The organism is Shewanella sp. YLB-07 (assembly GCF_009377275.1).
This window is the reverse complement of the sequence record NZ_VOQB01000006.1, coordinates 267,494-290,920: the sequence shown is the minus strand read 5'-3', so window position 1 is coordinate 290,920 and position 23,427 is coordinate 267,494. Positions and strand designations below refer to the sequence as shown.

Sequence of the window (23,427 nt, the reverse complement as noted above, 5' to 3'; positions counted from 1 at the left end):
AGGCTAGCGGCTAATAAAAAAGCGAAGTCAATGACTTCGCTTTGAGGCTAGAACGCGGTAATACTCCTAAGTGTAGAGCCGATTAAAAATCGTAGTTCATGCCTATCATAAAACTACGTCCCATCAGTGGGGAGTATTCTTTCAGTAATGAGGTATGTGGCCTCGCATCTTGATTGAGTAGATTGTTGCCTTTTACATAGAACATCAAGTCGCCATCTTCCGTTCCAAGGTGATAGGTAACCGCTGTATCGACCAGGGCATAACCCGCAGTTTCTGTCTCATTTTCGGCAGTGTCTGTCTGTTTTGCATAAGCCATCACACCAAGCTCTGCATGCCAGTCCTGAAGATCAAAGTTAAGGGTTGAGCCAAAACGCATAGGTGACATAAGGGGTAAATTGCCACCATCGACCAATTTTCCACGGGTGTAATCACTGAGTAAATCCAGTGACCAGGTATCATCAAAGGGAATATTAGCCTGGGCTTCTACCGAGTAGAGGTCGGCATCGCCTTGGGTGAATTGGTACACCGGCAGATCGCCTTCTGCACCAATATCGGAGGCGTTAAGCCCAGTATCTCTTTCATAGTAGAAATCATTGATCCTGTTATAGGCCACACTCAAAGACCCGGTCCATGCTCCCTCTAATTTCCGCAAGGTTAGATCGATATTATTGGCGATCTCCTTATCGCTAGCGTCACTGTTGGGAATGACGTTACCGTTTTCAATCTTAAATTGAGAGCCCACTTCGAAGCTTTGGGTCGCATCATGTGCGCCAAAACTGTAAAGCTCTTCGGCGGTGGCTGAACGCTCGGCTCTTTCGATTGATAAGCCTAAGTTGTAGGCCGGATCGAAATCCCAGACTACACCGGCTGAAAGCGTCATATTGTTATCACTCACGCCTTCGGGCTGATAGTCTTGTACGCCAGTTTGTAGATCCATGGTGTTAGGGTCTAAACGATAATGCTCGATGCGACCCCCAAGCTCGATACGAAAATTATCAATTTTACGCTCTTGTACGATAAACGCCGCGATGGTGTCAGTTTTGCTGTCTGGGGTCAGTGCTTCTTCCCCTTGAACTGAAAAATCTCTGTGAATGGCGTGTAGGCCCATAACGCCTTGCCATTCGCCCCAAGGCGTATTGTTAATGCTTAAGCGGGCTTCACTTTGCTTGTTAAAAAAGAAGGTATCGGCATCGCCATTTTCCTCCTCGGCATGCTGATAATCGGTATAACCTGCGTCGAAACGCAGTTTACTCACACCAGAGAATGGATCTAACAGGCCAGAGTGAAGTTGCCAGGCCGTTTTTTGCAAATCTATGGTGATGTCGGGATCACCTTCCACACCTCGGCCCGGAATACCGTAGTTAGACTCAGTGCGAGCCCCGGATATACTGATAAAGCTGTCATCCCCCGTGTATCCGACACCGGCGGCATAATCATCGAGTTTTAGCTGACTATTGGCCAAGCTACCTTGGGTGTCGCTTTGACCCTCAATGGCGTTGCCGGCAATATCGAAATCATCTGTATTGCGATGAGTGCCGTCTAGATGCCAATTGAATTGTCCGTTGCCGCCGTTTAACTCACCATTGACCGTGCGGCCATTATTGCCTGTCACATAGTGAGTGCCGAAGTTACCGGATAATTCATCGACTGATTCTTCATGAACTCGATTATTGACCACATTGACGACGCCACCAATCGCACCGTTGCCATAGAGTAGAGAGCCTGGTCCCCGCAGAATCTCGATTTGCTGCGCCGTTCCAGCTTCAGTGGTCACCGCATGATCCGCCGATACAGTCGAGGCATCGCCCACCGAAAGGCCATTTTCTAGCACTAACACTCGAGGGCCACTCATTCCGCGGATAATCGGGCGACTGGCACCGGCACCAAAATGAGAGGCTTGCACACCGGGCAGCTTCTCGAGTGTATCGCCTAAGCTAGGTTCGATATTCAGTTTCAGCTGATCTGCCGTCATCACGCTGATTGGCGTTGTGCTTTCCATGGCCGAGCGCAGAAAAGGCGATGCGGTAACGACAATGTTTTCCATCATGGCCTGCTCGAGTGACACATCTTGCGTCACAGTGCCTGTGGCTATCTGTAAATCATGATCTGCATGTCTGTAGTTGTCATCACTCACATGCAGATGCACATGACTGTTGTCGGTAAGCGTTAATTGATATTGACCTTGAGAGTCACTGGTTGTCTTGTTACCACCGTCGATACTCACATGTGCGCCAGCGATAGGCGCCCCATTAATATCGGTAATTTGACCTTGTAGCTGAGCCGCCATTACAGGTGTACAACCGCCAGCAACCGCTAGCGCTATATATGATAGAGCGTGTTTCATTGTGCCTGTCCTTATAGATAAGCAAAAAACTTTTTAGATAATTTTTAGATTAATTTTGGGTTTGCTTAAGGACTAAAAGGGAGGGGCACGTACGTTTAGGCTGCGCAGCCAAGGTAATGAAGGCTGAAGATACTGTGGAGGAGCAATAATTTCAGCTTGCTGCTGACACATTGCTGGCATGATGACCGTTGTCGGGCCAGCACTGTGATCATGATAAATATTGCTGTAAACACAGTGGGTATTATCGTGCTCAAGCGCATGCTCGACAGAATGGGCGAGGGTGATTGATTGCAGAGCAATCAGCCACAAGCCGAACACTAGCCAGAGGCTATTTTTAAGCGTCAGGGACATCCGATTTGTCATTATAGTTAACCTGATCTCCTCTTATGCTCGATTAGCTTATTAAACGATACGTTTGCTAATTCTATTTTAGTAATGGCTCAAGTTACTCTTGCTCGATAGAAATTGCAAAGCTAAAAAGTCGCGATAACTTCAAATTTCTGTTGAATAAACCGCTCCAGCAACCCAGTGTTTATCTGTCTCTATGAGAGTTTCCCCCCTTGATCTCTGATTCTATCTATCGGTGCAGGGACTGCCAGCCCTGTGTCTGAAGGGGTGTAGCTGTTACAGAGAAAGGTTTTGGTTATTAACTTGTGTTACAGCATGTTACCTCTGTGTTCGCAGGTGTGCCTTTGTGACGTAGGTCACACTTTAAACCTGTGATAGTTAATTAGCTCACAATAATATTCGTCGACTCGGGGTTTAATGTTTTATTCAATTAGAAAATAGTGAACCTATCCTGCATGAAAAGTGACACGAGTATTTTCAACCAGCCTAAACCCTTCAAGATGATATTTTTCATCGAGCTGTGGGAACGGTTCGGTTACTACGGCCTGCAAGGGATCTTAGCCGTCTATTTTGTCGAGCATCTGGGCTATAGCCAGCAAGATGCCTTCGTGACCTTCGGTGCATTTGCTGCCTTAGTGTTTGGCTTAGTGGCGATCGGTGGTTATGTGGGCGATCATGTGCTGGGGACTAAGAGAACCATGATTTTGGGCGCTCTGGTGTTGGCGCTAGGTTATTTCATGATGGCCATGTCAATTGAGCATCCCGGACTTATTTTCTATGCGCTAGCCACTGTGGCCGTGGGCAATGGTTTGTTTAAGGCTAACCCGGCAAGCCTGCTGGCAAAATGCTACGAGGATAACGACAGTCGTCTCGATGGCGCATTTACCTTGTACTATATGGCGATTAATGTGGGATCTCTGGTGGCGCTGTCACTGAGCCCGGTCATTGCTGACGCGTATGGTTATGGGGTGGCCTTTGCTATCTCAGGTCTTGGCCTGATCGCGAGTCTGCTGAGTTATCTGCTGTTTCGCTATACCGTACAAGGAATCGGCTCGAAACCCGATAATCAACCACTGAGCTATATCCGCCTATTGATTGTGATGCTAGTGTCTGTGGCTGCGGTATTTTTGTGTGCCTGGCTGATGGTCAACATCATGATGGCTAATATCGTGCTGGGCTTGATTGGCATAGGCGTGATTAGTATATTTGCCAAGGAAACCTTGGCAGAGACAGGTGTCACCAGAAAGCGGATGATAGTGGTGTTTATCCTGATGCTGCAAGCAATCATCTTCTATGTTCTCTACGCGCAGATGCCGACCTCGCTCAATTTCTTCACCATCTACAATGTCGATACCCAAGTGATGGGTTTTAATATTAACCCTGTTAGTCTGCAGGCGTTAAATCCATTTTGGGTGGTCTTGTGTAGTCCCATACTCGCTTACCTCTATTTGCGCTTTGGCCAGCAGGGACGGGATCTGTCCATGCCTGCCAAGTTTACCTTAGGCATGTTTATGTGTGCCTTTGCCTTCTTGATAGTTGCTGCTGCAGGCACTTACTTTGCCGACAGCCAAGGCATGGTGTCTATGTGGTGGATGGTACTAGTGTATCTGTTTCAGAGTTTGGGTGAGTTGCTGATCAGCGGTCTGGGTCTGGCCATGGTAGCCAGCCTAGTGCCTCAACGTCTGATGGGGTTCACCATGGGCGCCTGGTTCCTAACTCAGGCGGCATCGTTTGTCATCGGTGGTTACGTTGCCACCTTCAGCGCCGCACCAGAGAACGTGACCGAGCCACTGCTGACTTTACCTATCTACATAGATCTGTTTTTGGACATAGGTCTGGTGACCTTAGTCATCGCTATCATCATGGCTTGGCTTGCACCTAAGCTGACCAGGATGATGAATGATGATCAAGTAGCCGACAGTGAAGCGCTGCAGCAGGCAAGCTAATATTGGTTATCTGGGACAAGTGCGCTCTTGCATACAGAGTCGCATACTTATCTGCATAAAATGCCTTCGACTCTTGCTGTCCGAAGGCATTTATAAATCTGTTTAAACTTAAGTGCCGGATGTCACGTTTATCTGGTTAAGTGAGAAGTAACTCACTGTAATGGTTAGTGTAATTAAGTGTAAAACCAATAGATCTGACAAAAATATAGTCTAGACTTAAGTCAATCTTAATTTCAGATAAAGCCCATGAAAAATACTTCCTTGTTATTGGTCCTCTTAATCTTCCTTTTTGGTTGCGATAGCAATCAAACCAATAAAGCCAAAGAAAAAGAGATATACATTACCTCTGCGCTGGTTGAATCCCAGACTATTCTTGATTCGGTAAAACTTGTGGGAACACTTGTTGCTAAAAAGTCAGTGGTCATTACTTCAGAAGTTGATGGGCGAGTTGAAATGATAAGGATTGCAGACAGCGAGTATGTTGAGAAAGGGGATATCCTACTCACACTCAACAATGATCTGGTAAAAGCTGAATTGGCTGAGGCGCAGGCTTACCTTAAAGATGAAACTCGTAAGCTAGATGAGTATATACAACTTGGCCTCAAAGGTGGAGTGAGCCAAACCATCAAAGAGAGCCAACAGAACAGTGTGGATATAGCGCAAGCAAAACTTGATGCCGCAAGAGTCAATTTTAATGATCACCAATTAGTTGCGCCATTTTCAGGGGTATTGGGTTTAGGCAATATCACGGTAGGACAAAGGTTGATTAAGGATGAGTCCCTAATGACGTTGGACGATCTTTCATTGATGCAAGTGGATTTAAATATTCCCGAAAAGTATATTTCAAAACTAACGAAAGGCCTGATTATTACCACTAAATTCAGTGCATGGCGTAACGAGACGTTCATTGGTGTCGTAGAAGCAATTGACTCCAGAGTGCAGCCACAAAGTCTTGATATAAAAATAAGAGTTTCCATTCCTAATCTTCAACAAAAGCTAAAACCTGGCATGCTCGCTCATGCAAAACTCCAGTTTCCATCGTACGACTACACAGTTTTGCCGTTACAAGCGATTGAGTATGCAGCTGACCAGACCTATGTATACATCATAGATGATAAACAAATAGCTAACAGGATTGAGGTGGAGCTAGGGGATCAATTTGGTGAGCTGATGACAGTGATATCAGGCCTGAGTCCAGGTCAACGTATCGTGACAGAAGGCTTGGTGAATATACAAGACCAAGACATGGTAAAGGAATCCACTATACCAGCATCAGAGGCGACTAAATAATGTGGATCTCTGATACTTCCGTTGAACGGCCAACGATTGCGATAGTCTTAAGCATACTGTTGACCCTGTTTGGCATGGTGGCATTTCTTAAACTCCCAGTAACCGAAATGCCCGATATGGTAAGTCCTATTGCGAACATAAGCACCAAGTATAAAGGTGCCTCGGCATCGATCATAGAAAGTCAGATCACCGCTAAACTTGAGGAACAACTCACTGGTATTAATGGGGTTAAGGATATCACCTCAACCAGTAAAAATGGTGCGTCGAGTATCACCATTGAATTTGAGGAAGGCGCCGATATTAATGAAGGTGTGAGCGATATTAGAGATGCTATTGCACGGGCTAAGAACTCTCTACCTGAAGATGCAGACGAGCCCACAGTATCAAAAGATGACGGAACGGGTGAACCAGCGCTATATGTCAATGTCACCTCTTCAGCGATGAATAGAACCCAGCTGACTGATTTTGTTAGTCAGAATGTTGAAGACAGGTTTAATATCCTCAATGGTGTTAGCGCGGTCGATTTATCTGGTGGTTTGTTTAAAGTCATGTATATCAAGCTAGATCCAGAAAAAATGGCAGGGCATCAGATCACAACGACCGATATACTCGATGCTTTGAAGGCAGAGAATTTAGAGAGCCCGGCGGGCGAGGTGAGAAATGATTCCATCGTAATGCCAGTCCGCACAGAGCGCCTCTATGATGCTGAGAAAGATTTCAGGTTTCTTGTTATTGGTAAATCAAACTCTGGCACTGTGATCTATCTAAATCAAGTCGCTGAAGTGAAATTGAAGGCCGAGAGTGAAAATTCAAGCTATCGAAGTAACGGTATTTCCAGTGTGAGTCTGGCTATAGTGCCTCAAGCAGATGCGAATCCACTGGAACTTGCTAACCTGGTTCATCGCGAAGTGGCTCAGATACAAAAGTTTCTGCCAAAAGGTACCCAAATTCTTGTCGACTATGATGCTACCGTTTTCATAGAACGTTCGATTAATGAAGTATACAAAACACTGTTGATGACTTGTGCTCTGGTTATCTTGGTCCTCTATCTGTTTCTTGGTCAGGCGCGGGCCACATTGATCCCTGCTGTTACTGTTCCCGTCTCGCTTGTTGCGACATTTATCTTTGCCAGCTATTTAGGATTTTCGGTTAACTTAATAACCCTATTAGCCCTAATATTGGCGATAGGGTTAGTCGTTGATGACGCCATTGTAGTGGTTGAAAACATATATCATCACATCCAAAAAGGCCGGCCACCGTTACTTGCAGCGTATGAAGGAACTCGAGAAGTCGGTTTTGCTGTGTTAGCAACTACGTTTGTTCTGGTTATGGTGTTTCTGCCCATTGCATTTATGGACGGTATGATTGGGCGCTTGTTTACCGAATTTGCAGTAATGATTGCGGTTTCGGTCTTATTTTCAACCTTAATTGCATTAACTTTAACGCCAGTTTTAGGCGCAAAGCTGTTACGTAAAAAGCAAACAAACAATGTATTCAATACTAAAGTAGAGCAGGTATTATCAGGGCTAGAAGTGCATTATCGAAACTTGCTTAATCAGAGCTTAAAGCATAATTATAACGCACCAATTATCATCATTCTTTGCTTAGTGGCAAGTTTTATCATTGCCACTAACACTCCCTCACAGCTAATGCCTCAAGAAGACAGAGGCATTATTTTAATTAAAGTGAATGGCCCTGAGGGGACCAGTTTTACCCGCATGTCAGATAATATGAAGAAGATTGAAAAGCGGCTATTGTCGATGCTAAATGACGGTACTATAAAGTCAATCAGTGTACAGACACCCATCTCAGGCGGTAAAAGTGGCGATCAATTTGGTTTAGCCATCTTGCAATTAGAAGATTGGGATTTACGTCAGCAAAGTGCTCAAACCATCTTAAAAATAGTAAAGAAGCAACTTGCTAATATTCCTGATGTGCGAATAAGACCTACGCTTCCAGGATTTAAAGGTGGCTCTAAAGAACCAGTACAAATCGTATTAAGTGGCAGCGATTACGCCACGCTCAACGAGTGGGCGATGGTGATGGAAACCAAGATGGAGAGCAGTCCTCTCATGACTGGTGCGTTGATCGATTACTCGGAAAAAACGCCTGAAATGATAATTAAAGTCGATAGAAAGCGGGCGGCTGAACTGGGGATAAGTGTGTCAGAGGTCTCAGATACCTTAAATGTCATGTTAGGGGGGAAAACAGAGACCACTTATATTGAAAGTGGCAATGAGTACGATGTATTCGTGCGTGGCGATGAGCAAAAATTTAAATCGAGTAGTGATTTATCGAGCATATTTATGCGGACTAGCTCAGGGGAAATAGTATCTGTCGACTCTTTCACGCGTGTAAAGCGCATTGCTTCGGCGCAGAAACTGACACATATAGGAAAACGGAAATCAATAGTGATAAAAGCAGACCTGGCTGATGGAGCAAGCTTAGGTGATGCATTAACTTATGCTGAAGATCTGGCTATTGATAACCTACCTCAAGATATCAACTTGAGTTATTCCGGAGACTCTAAAGATTTTATTGATAATCAAAATAGCACCATGCTCATCTTTATACTGGCATTGTTGGTTGTTTACTTAGTGATGGCTGCGCAATTTGAAAGCTTCATCAATCCCTTTGTTGTCATGCTGACCGTGCCAACAGGCATATTTGGTGCTTTTCTGGGAATTTGGTTAACCGGTCAGAGTATTAATATCTACAGTCAGATAGGCATCATAATGCTGATAGGTATGGTGACTAAAAATGGTATCCTCATAGTGGAATTTATCGGCCAATTAAGAGATAAGGGCGAGTCGTTCGACTCTGCAATTATAGAAGGTGCGACTCGCAGATTACGACCTATCCTTATGACTGCGTTTACCACACTAGCTGGTGCCTTACCGTTATTATTGTCCAGTGGTGCTGGGGCTGAGAGTCGCATATCTGTGGGGATAGTGGTGTTTTTCGGTATGGGTTTTTCTACATTGGTTACACTAGTGGTTATCCCTACCATGTATAAATTATTGTGCAATTCAACTAAATCTCCGGGCTCTGTTAAACAAGAGATACTCGAGCTTAGAGAAAATAATACTCCGGTTAGTTAGTTCCTTAAATAGAAGTCTGGCGATTTAAGGAACTACTATGACAGAGCTACAGGGGGATAGACCTGTTCACAACATCTAATTAATCGCTATGGCTTAAGATTTTTGAGCCCGAATTTTACATCACTGGATCTTAGGACTTTGTCGAGCGATTGCAGGTGAGGGCGCTTGTCTCAACTCTTTTTTCGTTCAGGACTGTTTACCGTTCATGGCTTTTTACTGTTCAGGACTGTCTCTTCTCTTTATAACTTGCACTCGTTGTGACAGAAGGAAGCACTAGGCTTGCGGTCTGATACTAGGTTAGTTAATCTGGAGTTCGCTGATTGCTTTAAATCAGTTGTTTCTTTAAATCAGCTTTCTAAATCGATGACCGTTACAATGTGGCGGTATTTTGAGTCAATCAAACAAGGTATCTATGATGTGCACGACTTGTATCTGCGCTAACCGCTGCCCCCCGCGCGGTTAATATTTCCAGCCAAAGGCTGATGGCTTAGCTTCTACTTATTCATCACTGTTTAAGAAGCTGACCAAGTACAAGTACAATTTTTTAAACATCTGAGCGTGTCTCGGGTGGAATTGTTGCACATTTAAAAATGGAATTACCATGAATATCGATACTATTATCTTGTTCGCAGGAATTGTCTTCCTGATCGCCATTATCCCTGGACCCAATGCCTTACTGGTACTCTTTACTGCGCTGACAAAAAGTCGATTACTGGCTTTTAGCAACATTGCCGGTGTCAGCCTGGGATTCATCGTCCACGCGTTTATCTCGGCTCAAGGCATCAGTCTGTTATTGAGCCAGTCTGTATGGGCATTTATGCTTTTAAAATGGTTGGGCGTAGCCTACTTAATCTGGTTAGGCATCAGCAATATCCGCGCAGGCATCAACTTAAGCACATTGAAGCTAGCAGCTGAGCCCATCACAGAGCCAGTAGCCAAACCACAAGCCGATCTTGCCGGCGAAAAAGTAGCGGAAACTGTCGCCGCAAGCACTAAATTAAGTAAAGACAGTCGGGCTATGGCCAATGATTTTATGAAAGGCTTTCTGACTAACATGCTTAATCCTAAGATTGTCATGTTTTACCTGTCTATATTTCCGCAGTTTATCTCGCAGCAAAGCGTACTGGCCGACAGCATGATCTTAGGCCTGACTCAAGCCATCGTGGTTTCGAGCTGGTTTTTGGTGGTGATAATGATGGCTGAGAAGTTTAAATCTCTGCTGACGAATGTCAGAAACGCCCGCTGGATGAATTATGTCTCCGGCAGCATCTTCCTGGGCTTCGGCGCTAAGCTGGCAGTCACTAAGCTGTAACATGAGCTATGACCTGATATCAGCTTTATGTGAGCACTGAATAAAATAAATGAACCTTGACACCGCTATGGGTCCTGACCGTTAGGACAGCTGTTTAGGCGCAGGATTCTGTTTTACTCTGCTTAGACAAGCATGTCTAATCTCGCTAGTCCTTTCACCCGCAGCCTTCCTCTGAAGGCTGCGGGTTTTTTTTATGCATTAACTTATGCAGTCTAATTGATTTGATACTGGCACTATCAGAGATTATAGCGTTCCGCTTACCATCATATCCGTTAGTTTGTTCACCGGCTTGTAGCCTTTGGCACATGATGTTTTTTACTAATTAATTGAAATATAAAAAAAAGCGTCTTTTTGTTATGCCATTTATTTTGAATAAATGTATAAATTAGCAATCAATTATTAAATAAATAACTGGAGCCATATGCAGATACTTAACTCATCTCAGCCAACGACTATTTCCACACACACTAGTGATCAAAATGTATCGACGGTTAACCAAACCAGTTCAATTAAAAAAATTTCTGACAAGGTGGAGACGGCACGCAACAATCAAGTGCAGGATGTGATCTTCATTGGTCGTGGAAGCAGTATTGCTTATGCGTTAACTGAGGTTTGTGACCGATATGAAGGACAGCATTCAGCACAAGCACTATCCCATGAACCTCCATTAACGGGGCGAGCCATGGTCATAGGTAGCTCTGAGCCCTGGTCTAAAGAAGTACGAGGCTCTGGTTTTATCAATCATCAAAATGAGCTGATAGATACCTGGGGCAGTAAAGCACCAGAATATAGTAAGGAATATGCAGATCGCCAGCAATTTTCTGATGCGAATACCGCGCAAATTAACCGTGCGGTCAGCCTCGGTGTTCGAGAGGTAAATGACGAAGTAACCAGTGTAAAAAAAGGTGACAATGGCCTGTTTAAAGTGAGTACTAAGCAAGGCCATGAGTTTGTTGCTAAGCAGGTTATATTAGGTATTGGCGCTGGGCCACACACCAATGCTTTGGCTGAAAGTGATGATTCATCATCACTGACGCCTGCAGAACAACGCCTTGGCAATATCACTGTGAATAACAAAGAATCCCTTAAGAGTCAGGTCTTAGATTTAGATGAGTTTATGCGCTTAACAGATAATGGAGAATCGTTAAAAGGAAAAACGGTTGTCGTGCATGGCCCAAATGCTGGTATTGATGCGGTTGAAAGAGCAGGGAGTCTGGGTGCCGACATTAAATGGTTTATTCGTTCAACCTCGCCTGTACTGTTAGATGGTAATCAGCTTGAGCATGCACCAGAGGCTGCCGAAAAAAGTTTGGTTAAAGTCGATAAGGTTTCGATTTCTCCGGATGAAAACGGCAAGATTAACATTGATTTCTCTCATAATAACAAAGAGAAAACAGCGGACACTTTGAAGGCAGACTTTTATGTCTATGCACTGGGTCAAGATAGCAAGAGAGCTGGTGCTATTCATTCGGTATTAGACCCATCTATCTCAAAATACTTAGAACCCATTTATGATATCGATCAGATTTATTCCGATAAACCCTACAATACGGTACTGGGGATTCAATCTAAAAAGGCCGAATCAGAGAACGGCGTTATCATCGTGGGGGCTTCGGTCGCGCAGATGGCTGGTAATGTACAGCATACTTATTTAGAACAGGTGCGCGAGCGTATTAATGGACTGACAGACCAGCTTGATTTATCGCCAGTTGATGTTTCAAAATTACAAGACCAGTTAGCCGATATACAGGACCAGATTGATAGCGCTGCAAAAACTAAATCGGTCAGTTTAAACTCGCATGATAAGGCTGTTTATCAAGGACATGTGACCATTCTGCAACAAACGCTTTCTCATTATCAAACGGCGCAACAGGATTTAGCCAGTGCTAAAGGACCTGGCGTGCGAGACCAGGTCGAAAATGTAGTTAAAACAGAGGTCGCATCAGTTGTCGTCTCTCCGCAACTTGCTACTGTGAAAGCCTCAATAGGGGCGTTAACCAATATTATGCCGCAATATATAGCAGCAGGTGAGGTCAATTACTCCTCCGATAACAGGACTATGTTAAGAGTAAGTCTGGTCCATAATTTCCCCAAAATACCTGAGACTGCAGCAGAGCAGTTTATTCAAGACACAATCGATTTACGGGTGATGAATAAAGGGCAATTTCTAGATAGAATTGCGAGTGACTTATCACAATACACTCAAGAGTTATTGAAAACTCACGACGCTGAATCAGTCTTATCTCACTTGAGCCAGCTTAATGTGAAGCCCGAACTTACAGATGCTTTGATTGAATTACAGCAAAATAGAACCCTAGGATCTGAACAAAGACTAGAGCAGGAAAAAAACTTGAAACAGGAGCTGCTGAAATCCATTGATACTAATGCCATCCCTGCTTGGGGAACCCCTGAGCACGTTCGTTATGGTTATGCATCTAAGCTCTCTGACTTGCACCTTGAGAACAAAAATGAGACACCCATTAGTTTATTTTGGTTAGGGGAACCAATCAGTGAATTAAACGCAATACGGGTTTAATACTAGACTCGGGCTTGATGTTAAAAGCCATAATTTCTCCCTATCAACAGACGTAATGTGCAATCTCGCATAACACGTGATAAAAATAGGCCTTATGACATTTATGCTATAAGGCCTATTTTGTAAAACCATAATGTGTGGACTTAGCGAGTAACATAGGTCATTGATGGTTTGTATTGTTTATTCTCTAAAGGGGTTAAGAAACCGCTCTCTGGTTCTTGCGCTAGTAGACCTTCGAGCCGCTGCAGCAGAGTAATGAAGTGAGGCTGCTGGCAATGGTCATCGAATGCTTGCTGGTTGGAAAACTCCTCCTGAAATATAAATATATTGGGCTTTGTCGTGCTGTGATATGTAAACTCAGCTTACTGACAATATGATTAATTTAGATGATAGGCATTAATAAATGCACCTATGTGCACTAGACCAATGTTATATGTCTAATCTTCGAAACAAGGAATAAGTAAATGCAATATGAAAGGGATCAACTAGAAAATAGGTTAAAAGAAAATGAAAATAAACTAAAGAGGCTAAGCTGGTACGACTTTCCAGCCATGCTTGTGATAGGTTTAGGTTTGTTTTCAAAATTTGGAGACAACCCTGAGTCCCTTCATCCATTATTAGCAGACTCCTCGGTAGTTAATACAGCATTAGCCATCGCAGTTCCTTGGGCTGCTTTCTGTACTTTTCAGACAATTAAACTCGCGTTGGAAAACAATAAAATAAAAAAGGAACTTGGCATATAACGAGCCAATAACTGGGCAGGTAACAGCGGCCAATTTGCAGAGCCATACCCAGGTTTCTGTAATCAAGAATAAATCATTTTAAACATTAAATAACGTATTTCCTTGTAAACGGTCACCTGAAAATAACGAATGTAGGTGACACTTTATCGACGTTATTTGACATATATAAAACCTATTAGTGACTTAAATCGTTGCCCGCCGGAATCTCGTGTAGCCGTTGGAGCACAAATCACTCTTTATGTAAAAGCTGATAAGGAATTAGGTTATGCCTCTGAAGAACTGAAAAAAGTTAAAGATTTTTTGGGTGAGATAGAACTCACTTTAGGCCAAAATGTTATTTCACCTGGGGTTAAACCTGAATCAGATGTTTCTGCAGCGACTTGGAATTTTATCTCTTATCGAAATGAAAACAGAAGTGATCGGGAGGGAACGTCTTCTCACTTACTTTTCGAAGAACCTTTTTACCAAATCATCTCAGACTAATGGTATTGGGGACGATTTGTTGTTGATGACAAATTTCGTGGGCTTACGTGGGATTAGTATAGGAAAACAGCTTGTGTATCATTAATTAAAAGACATATTATGAGAACATAACTGAATCACTTACTAGTAATGTTCGCATCCCAAGCGTCTGACTTATCGACTATCAGGCTAACTATCTCCGCTAACTCTTTCCCTTTAGCGGTTAAACCATAATTGACCGTCACTGGAATCGTTGCTTGTTGCTCTCTCCAGATAAACTGCTCAGCCTCCAACAATTTCAACCTTGAACTGAGCACTTTACTGGATACTAATGCCAGTTCTTTCTGTATTTGGCCAAACCTCATTAGCTCACATTTCCCAAGCAGATAGACAATGTGCGCTGTCCACTTAGTTGATATTAAAGATAAATACTTATCAACATTACAGTACCCCTCGGGGGCTGTGACATGTCTCATTTAGTTTTCCTCACCGCTTTAGTTTGTCCAAAGTATCATTTTTTTGTGCAAAATGCCCTAGTAACCAAAAGGTAACTAGTTACTTTTTGGTTACTAATAGTAAAAAGAAACTAACTTGAGTATCGTAACTTCATTGCCAAAATATCGTTATTTAATGGCGCACACAATAAAGGAAATAAAGATGAATCTAGTAAAAACACTAATACTTTTGGTGTCATTTTTTGTTGTTAATGCAAAAGCCGATGTCCCCCTTGATTACCAGAAGCCACAATCACCCGATGAGCTTCACTCTCTATTTGCTCAGTATTTTAAGGCAAAAGATCTTACAGGACTGACAACATTATTTGCAGCAAATGCGACATTTATTCTTGATAGTGATGGGGGGAGGGCGACAGGCCATGAAGAAATTGCTAAAGCACTAGCCCCTTATTTAAGTTTTGACAGTGAAATGCAGACCTTGTCTACGTCGATTCATATCAATGGCAACATCGCTTTGATTCGTTCCGAGTGGAAGCTTGCCGATAGTGATGTTAGTGGCACCGCGCTTGAAGTTATGCAGTATCAAGATAATGGGTGGGTCTACTTAATTGATAATCCAAATGGATTCTAAAAAGGACGTAATATCTATAAAACAGTAGAGAATACTTTACTCAATAGCATATCGAATAACACCGACATCCACAGTTCTGTTATTCGCTCCGATACCTTTATGTCGCTCTGTCACCTTTGTTTGGACTTTCTTTCTGAGCTGTGTTCGGTCTTGTATCTGCATTCGCTTGATATATGCCTTTGTTCTAAATTTCTGGGGGTGTCTACCTGTCCGAAAGAGAAGTTACCATACGCGAGATTTTATTCTACATTGATAAATATCAACAGGTTATCAATTACTTGATGTGTAAGTGAATGGTTTCTTAATATAAGCGTCAATATATAAGGTAGGAATAAAAATGAGCAAAGCTCAAATTCACAATACAACATGTACACTTTTTGAAGCGCCTGTTTATGACGGTATCGAACACACTTATAGCCCTGAAGATGGTGTGATTGGCGCTACGGAAGAAGGGTTTAACGACAAAACTCAGTCTATTCGTGTAGGTAAAGATGTCTCTATTATTTGCTGGCAACACGGAGAGGGTTTAGGTATTACTCAGCAATTTTATGAAGATGAACCGGAAATTGGTAACAGTTTCGGTGAAGGTATTAGTTGTTTTTGCGTTATCCCTAATGATAACGACGTCATCTACATCAAACTTGAAACGAGTAAAAGCATAGAAGGGGTTTACACACTCCATTCTAACGTATCAGGTTCTGGCGCGTTAATTCCGGTTGTATCCAGTAGTGATGATCCCGATTTTTATCCTATCGGTAAAATGAGCCCTACACAAATTGAAGACATGTTTATCAGTGTGCAAGTCGAAAAAGGTGGGATATATCCTGCCAATGGTGCTCTGTACTTCAAACACTCAGCACAGAGTGGTGGAGTAGAAGTTGACTGGAATGCTTCTGATAATCTGTACCCTAAAAACATGTCTGTGAAGGCTGTTCCTGATGCAAAGAACTATTTCGTGTTGACGCTAGAATCTCTCCCTATCTAATCGCGAAGATCTCAGACCACCTGATTTAAATCAAGAATCCCTCGGCGAAAACTGAGGGATTTTTTGAACATAGTGCACTCAGAGTGTGAACCGATTTCACCGTGAGAAGTTGGTCAACTTGCCCTGGGAGAAATGGTTAAACCAAGCTAGGAATTTATATGTATGATTTTCAAGGTAAGCTCTACTTAATAACCGGAGCGACCAGTGGTTTGGGATTAGCCACTACCGAAAGTATTATCAATCATGGTGGCAAGGTTATCGCTACAGGACGAAATGTCACTAAGCTCAAAGAATTAGAAGAACAATATGGTTCGTGTATTTCTGTGGTTGAAAATGACTCCCGGAGTCCATCGACGGGGGTTGAACTGGCCGTAGTCGTCAAAGAGCATGGTTATCTCGACGGTCTTTGGCTAAATGCCAGCATAGATAGGCATGATACTTGTGATGAGATAACTGAAGACATTTATAAACCAGTATTGAGTGTGAATTCTAGAGGGCCAATATTACAGGTTGTGGCATTAAGTAAGTATTTGAAAAGTGATGCTTCGATTCTCGTTTCGAATTCCAGTTCTGTGTATGAAGAAGCCGCCCCAACGAGTTTATATTCAGCGTCAAAAGGTGCGCTACTAACAAGTATTCGAGTCTGGGCTAGAGAGTTAGGTCCAAAAGGAGTGCGAGTTAATGCATTGTTTTTTGGATCTATTGCAACTTCCCCCGGAAGTTTATTCCCCGAAGATGCAAAACTAGAATTTGAGCGTGTTGTCATTAATCAAGTGCCATTAGAAAGGATGGCTACAGCTCAAGAAGCAGAATCTGCTGCCTTATTTCTTTTATCAAATCAATCATCAAATATTACTGGCAGTTACATACCTGTCGACGATGGTTTGATATTGAGCCAGCAATCTATCTGATGAATAAAGCCTGATAAGAAGGATAGGGCGCTTACGCACCAACTTTTACCTAACATTCACTAATAACTATTTTTTGCGTTAGCCTACTTAGACTGACATACTCGGCCCATATAATTTATAGACAAGAATAAAACTAATGAAAATCCTTATTGTTGGCGCCGGTATCGCCGGGTTATCCCTTGCCAGGCGTCTTGATGCTACCGCACATGAATATACGCTCATAGAGCGAACTAGTTCATGGTCGTGTGATGGTGCTGGAATATGCCTTCCTGCGAATGCCGTAGCAGGTTTGGATAAGTTAGGATTGAAGCAGCAAGTCGTAGAGTCGGCTCATCAGGTTAAAACTGTCAGTTACGTTAAGCCCAATGGCAAAGTTATATCGTCTGCTTCCTTATTAGAAGAACCATTGAACCAGCAGCCATTTCTGGCATTGCCAAGAGTAAAGCTGCTCGAGTTACTGCGCCAAGGTATGGATAATAAAGTCAGGTTTGGCGTCACCATTAAGCGAATAAATCAATATGATGAAATTGCCGATGTTGAGTTCGACAATGGACACTCTGAGCTGTTTGATCTTGTGGTTGCTGCTGATGGTATAAACTCACAAACTCGTCATATGGCATTCGAGAACTCGGAATTAGAAGATCTGGGTGTGACAAACTGGCGTTTCTTGATTGAGCAAGATACTCAAGGACTAGAGCCTACATATTATTTGGGCTCAGATAACTTCTTTATGCGTTATCCTATGCCAGACAACAAAGTCTATTGCTATGCACACGTGCTAGATAAAAGTGGTGAGTTTGAATCGATAAGCGATAAGAAAGCCTGGTTGCGTAAACGTTTTTCTGGTTTCGAGAGCAAGGTTGTCTCTGCTATCGAGTCTTTAGAGGCCGATACGCCTGTTATACAAGGTAGATTAAAAGCCGTGGCTTCGCGTGATGTCTATTCGGGTAAAGTCGTGCTCATTGGCGATGCACTGCATGGATGCCCACCGACACTGCAACAAGGTGTTGGTATGGGCTTAGAAGATGTGCATTGTTTGGCTGACTTACTTAAGACTCATAAAACCACCAAAACCTTATTGCCAGAATTTAAAGCGCAACGTCTAGCGCAGATCTCCTGGGTTATCGATGAATCCAATAGAGTGATTCACCTGGCCGGAAAAGGGCGCTCATTTATCGGTCGTGTCATTCGTAACATGGTGATCCGAAAAACCGGCCCGGCTAACGTGAATGGCTGGCGCAAGCTATTACTTTGGGATAAATCTGAACACTCTTAAACATACCGATCATAAACAGGGCTCATTGTAATACTTCGATGAGCCTCTTTTATTGCGTTTTGTGAAAGCTGTAATGGTGGCAGTCTATGCTCATAAACAACTGGAATCCTAAGTGGAGTGGATCTTGAGTGAAAAGCATTATCAGCCCCTAATGTTAGATAAGTTATTTAACATAATATACATTGTGCGCATAAGAAGATATTTCGTCATACTATAGATTGAGGCGATCATATTGATTGCCTCCGTAAATACCTAGAAGCGTTGATTTTTACACTTTTCTTATTGCTGTTTAGTTTTGTCTTTCAAGCAATTGCTGCTCATCAATAAGAACAATTAGAAATAACTCCATAGGTAATTTATGAAAAATTGTTCTATAAAAAACGACTTAAATGGACTTTTATCTATGAAACCAAAAACACGTAGTTTCTTTTTGGCTAACTTTAACCGGGAAAATGGCACCATCGATACAAAGATCGCAGCTGCTTTTTTTCATGTCACCACTCGCACTATTAATAATTGGGTTATCACTGGTTGCCCTGATTGGGTTGATCATTACGTATCCCTGTATGAGCGTTCAATCCCTGACTCTAAAGAATGGGACGGATTCAAGTTTGTAGATGGTCGTCTTTATACGCCTTACGACAGATTAACTTTTGCACCAAGTGAGTTATTAAAAATCTTCTATGACAGGCAATTTAATAGATTTGATCGTGTCGAAAAAAACCAGCTAAAAATCCAAGTTTCAGAACTTAGAAACGATGACGAAGCCGAAGCTATACGTGAGGAAATAGACATTATGATTAGGACTCTGGAGAAAGTTAAACAGTCACCCATCGTCGCTGAAAAGATGGTTTTTTCGGAAAGAGTTAGAATAAAAAGCAAGTGATAGCTTGTAGTTTAATATTTCTAAACTAAGCTTTGATTACTTAAATAACTTCATGTGTTTAAGTAATCCGTTAAAAGAACAAAAGCCCGTACTTTATCCTATGGGCTTTTTATTGACTGAAAGTATGACTATTCTGATTTTTATATCAATTGCCGATAATGACACTTATCGGCATTAACACATCCTATTTTACACGCCGTTTTTAGCTTCTAGCCGTGTGACACGCTTATCAATATCATGGATAAGCTTTATCAATGTGGCTTTCTGCTCGGCCATAAGCGAGCTTATACGCCATAACAGAAATACAGCCATTGCACCTGTAATTGGTGCGCCTAGCTGCTTCATTAGAGTTAATGCTTCCAATTCCATAGATTATGGCCTCCAGAGTAAGGTTTTATCGTGCTTACGTTCATTTCTGAACGCTTCCCAAGCTCCTACTGCCCCGATTGCAACTACGCTCGCGCTTTGCTGGCTAACAATGGCATCCCCGACTGTGACCAGTGCATTAGCTGCATCTGGATGTATCCCTGATATCGCGGCCGCAATAAGCGCAAGGCCCCGCCATGTTGACCACTGAGTAAGATAGTTTCTGATTGCTTTCAAGTTAGAGCCCTTCTATTGGTTGACCGACTAAATGTCGATATTCTTGTTTCAGTGTTCGGTTATCAAAAAGTTGGTGCATGAGCGCCCTATTCTTCTCATCAACTGTAAGCACTCGCCATGCTTCACTTGAGATCTGAAAGTTGCTGTCTAAATACCAAGGCTGAATGATCAAGGCGGTCAGTTCTACCGCTTGCCAACCGCCCGCCCAGGCACTCACATCTGACCATGCTTGACCGACAGGTTTGGTGAGTATGTTGGCCGTTTCATCCAACCGCCCTAACCCTTTGGTTAACTGATGAACCAGATACACCGCCGCGCCAGCTATCACTGCACTATGCAAGCCCTTGGGCAGTTGCACTATTGATAAGCGTTTCATCATAGGGGTTATATCCGTTTTCAAAGTGGATCATTGCGCCAATCACTTTCGGATAATCGGCCATAGATAGCGGCTGTTGTACAGATACGCCTGCACGATTCGCCACAAAATTTGCATACTCTGGAGTGGGGTTTTCATGTGTAGGAGCCCAACGGTTAATGATGCCTTCAACGGTATTAAGCCCCCTTTTATCTCGATAAGTTTTCAAGATACGGGCGGCGGCTCTAATCCCATAAAATGGGGTATCAAACACTTCAAAACTTTCATCGTTATCGACGATAGATTCGCCTAACCAGTCGTAATCAACGCGGTCATTTTCCCGAATATTAAGCGGATTATTGTTAGCTAACCCCCGAGGCATTCGCATAGTACTTCCTGTATTGGGTTGTGTGGAACTTGTCGCTGTGTTCTCCCATGGGAAAAGCACAGCGTTAAAGTCAGTATTTGGCACTGAATTGACCGTGACAGGTGTTGTCTTAGTGCTTCGTGTAAACCACCAAGCGCCTAGGCTACACACGGTCGCAGCACCGATTAATGTTAGGTTGCGCACCTAGTTATTCTCAGCCAGCCATTGAAGCGGCACATCAAATATCGCCCCAACAGAAATCGCCACAGGCCAGACAATCGAAATAGGCACCGTGTTTTGTCTGTCTTCAATTTGCCTGACGATGATGTTCTGCCCGTCAAAGACAAGACGATCACCCGCATATTGCGCACCAGAGGCTAAATTAGATTCATACCATGTCAGCTCACCGCCAAAGTTTTCAATTACCCCAAGCCAGTTAAGCCCGCCAAGCACGACAGAGTTACCCACCTTAATCATGTATTTAGCAAAACGGGCCTCTTGGCGGCTGGTTGTCAACTCGTGCCATGATTGCCCACCATCATGGGTATGGAGTAACACACCCCGATTAGCATCAAACCAGTACAGCTTATTTCCGGTAGACACCAAGCTGTGACCAGAATCACCACCACTTAAAGCAATCTCCATCCATTGGTTATTTAACAGCTTGTATACATTGCGCTCAGTGATGGAATAGATATCACCCGTTGAGGTCTTATGAACCACTGAGTTAGCGCCATTGCGTGGTAAGGCTTCCCATGTTTGCCCAGCATCGAAGCTTTGCCAGATACGCTCCTCTGCGGCAAACAATAGGTTTTGTTCATCAGCAGAAATCCAACCACTGAACACATGTAAGCCGTCATTTATCACTTGGCCGTGAATATCAAGGGAACCTTGCAAGCTAGCGAAATAGTCAAAGGTTTCACCACCATCACGAGACACGCCTATTCGTGACAGGTGTGGTCTGAAAACAAAAATACCGTTAGGTGTTTGCCCAAACTGTTGGTACACCTCCATGGAATCCTTACCGAACAATGGGGCGACTTGGCTATCTAACCAAGTTCGGCCATCGTCCTGTGAATACACCAAACGGCCATTGCCGGTGATCAGGTTTCCGGTGGTTTTGTCATGGAAGAAACAACTGGATTCATCATTATGAAAGTAATCGTCATCTCTGCCCGTGGCCGGAACGCCTGTGCGTGAGGTTTGATTCGACACCATGTCAATTTTTGCGGGCTTAACGTAAGCATGAATCGCACCGCGCGTACCTAGGGTTAACGGCTCACCCGCTTTAAGGCTGTAACCGTTATTGGCATTCACATCTAAACCACCGATAACGATATCCGCCGAAGCGGTTAGCGTGATGCTCTTTCGTCTAAAATGTCGGTCAATGGCCAGATTTGAGCCTAAGCCACATATGGCATGACCTGAATTAACAAAAGAGCTAGCACCGCCAGCCGCTAACATGGAGTAATCGAGTTTGGTATTGCCTAACCAAAACTCGATACGTTGGGCCGTTTTACTCTCTAAAGTGATTTCGGTTATTTCAATGGGGAAATCTGCGCTCATCCCTTCACGCATATCTGTTTCAAAGTCAGTGGAGTGCTTAGCCCCATCACGGAAACGAATACGAACCACATCAGGTGAAGACAGCAAATAGAAGTAACGGCCGACTTTATTTAAGACGTTGGTTTGTCCTGCTAATAAGGTAGTGGTGAAAATCATTACTTCTTCCCCTTTGCCATAATTATTGCAACAGCAACCAGCGTTAACCCGCCGCCGACATACATCAGCGATTTATTGCTGTCTTTGGCTGCGGCCACAGAATCGGAGCGGCTAAAATCCTCGGCAAAATTCATCATATCTTTGAACCCGTCTGTTAGTTGGCGGGTAGTAGTTTGAGTGGTTTCGTTGTTGGAGTTGAGCGCGGCGAGAGTGAGGTTTTCGGCTAAGTCGCTACTGTTATCCATAGCGGCCAAACTAATGTCTGTGTTACTGCGAACCATGGTATCGACATTGCTAAATACTGAGTCCATAGCATCACGGCCAAAGTCATAACTGTCACCAACACCACGGTTAACTAAGTCCATAGCATCACGGCCAAAGTCATAACTGTCGCCAACACCACGGTTAACTAAGTCCATAGCATCACGGCCAAAATCATAACCTTCGTTAAGACCACGGCTGAGAATTTCGCCCGTTTCTGTCATGACATCGGCATTGAGACGAGCTATTTCCCGTTGAGTATTATTAGACTCAAGAAACAAGTCATTAGCGGCGTCTAATACGTTTTCTGTTTGACGTTCGCCCGCCATGGCAACATCTGCCACGGCATTAAACCCGTCAGTGACCATGCCCGCACCTTGGCTGAATAATTGCGGCAGCATATCGGCAATGTTAGCGACGATTTCAAATGCGCCGCCATCAGTAATTGTATTACCTGAGCCATTGAGAATGAGGCCATTATTCGCCCCCTGAATACCAAAGGTCGTACTGTTATTTTCTGTTGCCTGTTCTGATTGTGAACGTGAGTTTGACCCCATTATAAAACCGTCCTTAATACCGTTTCGGCTCGCTGATAACCTAGCCCCGCCTTACTGCTCATTCTGAGCATGGGTTCAGGTTTTAACGTGTGGAGCCTGATACTGGCAAAGCCCTGTGACTTTGCCAGTTGATTGATGTGTTGAAGGTGCGGCAGCGAGTTTTTACCCGCTGCCGCGACGATGACAAGTTCGGCACCATTGGCGGCATTTTCTGAGCGAACAACAGTATAAAACTCCCCTGCCCACTCGATTAATTGCGCCACGCCTTGTGAGACTTCGCGTTGAATGGTGCGCAAGTCATCACCTAAGGCGGGTGCAAGTAACCGCCATGCTCTT

General features: G+C 43.5%; 22 protein-coding genes and 1 pseudogene. 12 read left to right on the top strand and 11 right to left on the bottom strand.

Going from position 1 to position 23,427, the window contains the following annotated elements:
- Positions 1 to 82: 82 nt before the first annotated feature.
- Both FS373_RS15395 and FS373_RS15390 read right to left on the bottom strand, forming a co-directional pair.
- Positions 83 to 2,344 carry a TonB-dependent receptor gene (locus FS373_RS15395; RefSeq protein WP_144046571.1) on the bottom strand — a complete coding sequence of 754 codons (2,262 nt, stop codon included), beginning with the start codon at positions 2,342 to 2,344 and terminating at the stop codon, positions 83 to 85.
- 72 nt (positions 2,345 to 2,416) lie between these two features.
- Positions 2,417 to 2,707, bottom strand: coding sequence for a hypothetical protein (locus tag FS373_RS15390; protein WP_144046570.1), 291 nt, complete (start codon positions 2,705 to 2,707; stop codon positions 2,417 to 2,419).
- Positions 2,708 to 3,147: 440 nt separating this feature from the next.
- Here FS373_RS15390 and FS373_RS15385 point away from each other — a divergent pair, with 440 nt between their 5' ends.
- The 5 genes from FS373_RS15385 (at position 3,148) to FS373_RS15365 (ending at position 12,877) form a co-directional block, all read left to right on the top strand.
- Positions 3,148 to 4,638 carry an oligopeptide:H+ symporter gene (locus FS373_RS15385; protein WP_152829797.1) on the top strand — a complete coding sequence of 497 codons (1,491 nt, stop codon included), beginning with the start codon at positions 3,148 to 3,150 and terminating at the stop codon, positions 4,636 to 4,638.
- A gap of 246 nt (positions 4,639 to 4,884) precedes the next feature.
- Positions 4,885 to 5,928, top strand: a complete 1,044-nt coding sequence (locus tag FS373_RS15380) for an efflux RND transporter periplasmic adaptor subunit (RefSeq protein WP_152829796.1) — start codon at positions 4,885 to 4,887, stop codon at positions 5,926 to 5,928.
- Complete coding sequence (locus FS373_RS15375) at positions 5,928 to 9,029, top strand: efflux RND transporter permease subunit (protein ID WP_152829795.1); 3,102 nt, start codon at positions 5,928 to 5,930, stop codon at positions 9,027 to 9,029. The genes FS373_RS15380 and FS373_RS15375 overlap by 1 nt, the downstream gene beginning before the upstream one ends.
- Before the next feature lie 601 nt (positions 9,030 to 9,630).
- A complete protein-coding gene (locus tag FS373_RS15370) occupies positions 9,631 to 10,341 on the top strand; it encodes a LysE family translocator (protein ID WP_144046567.1) in 711 nt (236 codons plus the stop codon).
- A gap of 421 nt (positions 10,342 to 10,762) precedes the next feature.
- Positions 10,763 to 12,877: a hypothetical protein gene (locus tag FS373_RS15365; protein ID WP_152829794.1), complete on the top strand. Its 2,115-nt coding sequence runs from the start codon at positions 10,763 to 10,765 to the stop codon at positions 12,875 to 12,877.
- A 143-nt stretch (positions 12,878 to 13,020) separates the two neighbouring features.
- Here the strand turns inward: FS373_RS15365 and FS373_RS32755 are convergent.
- Positions 13,021 to 13,215 (bottom strand): annotated as a pseudogene (locus tag FS373_RS32755) (putative quinol monooxygenase); the annotation flags it as partial.
- A gap of 126 nt (positions 13,216 to 13,341) precedes the next feature.
- Between FS373_RS32755 and FS373_RS15360 the strand changes: the two are divergent.
- Together FS373_RS15360 and FS373_RS15355 are read left to right on the top strand one after the other, a co-directional pair.
- Positions 13,342 to 13,620 (top strand): hypothetical protein, encoded by a 279-nt coding sequence (locus FS373_RS15360; protein WP_144046565.1) that lies wholly within the window; start codon positions 13,342 to 13,344, stop codon positions 13,618 to 13,620.
- Between the two features lie 135 nt (positions 13,621 to 13,755).
- Positions 13,756 to 14,103 (top strand): hypothetical protein, encoded by a 348-nt coding sequence (locus tag FS373_RS15355; RefSeq protein WP_144046564.1) that lies wholly within the window; start codon positions 13,756 to 13,758, stop codon positions 14,101 to 14,103.
- Between the two features lie 116 nt (positions 14,104 to 14,219).
- Here FS373_RS15355 and FS373_RS15350 read toward each other — a convergent pair whose 3' ends face one another.
- On the bottom strand, positions 14,220 to 14,558 hold the full coding sequence (locus tag FS373_RS15350) for a winged helix-turn-helix transcriptional regulator (protein ID WP_144046563.1): 339 nt from the start codon (positions 14,556 to 14,558) through the stop codon (positions 14,220 to 14,222).
- Positions 14,559 to 14,739: 181 nt separating this feature from the next.
- Here FS373_RS15350 and FS373_RS15345 point away from each other — a divergent pair, with 181 nt between their 5' ends.
- From FS373_RS15345 to FS373_RS15325, 5 genes are all read left to right on the top strand, one after another.
- Positions 14,740 to 15,168 (top strand): YybH family protein, encoded by a 429-nt coding sequence (locus FS373_RS15345; RefSeq protein WP_152829793.1) that lies wholly within the window; start codon positions 14,740 to 14,742, stop codon positions 15,166 to 15,168.
- A gap of 337 nt (positions 15,169 to 15,505) precedes the next feature.
- Positions 15,506 to 16,153 (top strand): beta/gamma crystallin domain-containing protein, encoded by a 648-nt coding sequence (locus FS373_RS15340; protein ID WP_144046561.1) that lies wholly within the window; start codon positions 15,506 to 15,508, stop codon positions 16,151 to 16,153.
- 158 nt (positions 16,154 to 16,311) lie between these two features.
- Positions 16,312 to 17,064: an SDR family NAD(P)-dependent oxidoreductase gene (locus FS373_RS15335; protein WP_144046560.1), complete on the top strand. Its 753-nt coding sequence runs from the start codon at positions 16,312 to 16,314 to the stop codon at positions 17,062 to 17,064.
- Between the two features lie 136 nt (positions 17,065 to 17,200).
- Positions 17,201 to 18,340, top strand: a complete 1,140-nt coding sequence (locus FS373_RS15330) for an FAD-dependent monooxygenase (protein ID WP_152829792.1) — start codon at positions 17,201 to 17,203, stop codon at positions 18,338 to 18,340.
- Positions 18,341 to 18,698: 358 nt separating this feature from the next.
- Positions 18,699 to 19,226, top strand: a complete 528-nt coding sequence (locus FS373_RS15325) for a hypothetical protein (protein WP_152829791.1) — start codon at positions 18,699 to 18,701, stop codon at positions 19,224 to 19,226.
- Between the two features lie 189 nt (positions 19,227 to 19,415).
- Here FS373_RS15325 and FS373_RS15320 read toward each other — a convergent pair whose 3' ends face one another.
- Genes FS373_RS15320 through FS373_RS15290 form a run of 7 tightly spaced genes read right to left on the bottom strand, consistent with a single transcriptional unit; the run spans position 19,416 to position 23,387 of the window.
- Positions 19,416 to 19,595 (bottom strand): hypothetical protein, encoded by a 180-nt coding sequence (locus FS373_RS15320; protein WP_152829790.1) that lies wholly within the window; start codon positions 19,593 to 19,595, stop codon positions 19,416 to 19,418.
- 3 nt (positions 19,596 to 19,598) lie between these two features.
- Positions 19,599 to 19,829 carry a hypothetical protein gene (locus tag FS373_RS15315; protein WP_152829789.1) on the bottom strand — a complete coding sequence of 77 codons (231 nt, stop codon included), beginning with the start codon at positions 19,827 to 19,829 and terminating at the stop codon, positions 19,599 to 19,601.
- Between the two features lies 1 nt (position 19,830).
- The gene (locus FS373_RS15310) at positions 19,831 to 20,208 is read right to left on the bottom strand and encodes a hypothetical protein (RefSeq protein WP_227992814.1); all 378 of its coding nucleotides are present in this window, start codon (positions 20,206 to 20,208) and stop codon (positions 19,831 to 19,833) included.
- Positions 20,162 to 20,755, bottom strand: coding sequence for a hypothetical protein (locus FS373_RS15305; protein WP_194165860.1), 594 nt, complete (start codon positions 20,753 to 20,755; stop codon positions 20,162 to 20,164). The genes FS373_RS15310 and FS373_RS15305 overlap by 47 nt, the downstream gene beginning before the upstream one ends.
- Positions 20,756 to 22,273, bottom strand: coding sequence for a WD40/YVTN/BNR-like repeat-containing protein (locus FS373_RS15300; protein ID WP_152829788.1), 1,518 nt, complete (start codon positions 22,271 to 22,273; stop codon positions 20,756 to 20,758).
- Positions 22,273 to 23,091 carry a hypothetical protein gene (locus tag FS373_RS15295; RefSeq protein ID WP_152829787.1) on the bottom strand — a complete coding sequence of 273 codons (819 nt, stop codon included), beginning with the start codon at positions 23,089 to 23,091 and terminating at the stop codon, positions 22,273 to 22,275. Before FS373_RS15295 ends, FS373_RS15300 begins: the two co-directional genes overlap by 1 nt.
- Positions 23,091 to 23,387 (bottom strand): hypothetical protein, encoded by a 297-nt coding sequence (locus tag FS373_RS15290; RefSeq protein ID WP_227992813.1) that lies wholly within the window; start codon positions 23,385 to 23,387, stop codon positions 23,091 to 23,093. Before FS373_RS15290 ends, FS373_RS15295 begins: the two co-directional genes overlap by 1 nt.
- Positions 23,388 to 23,427 lie beyond the last annotated feature (40 nt).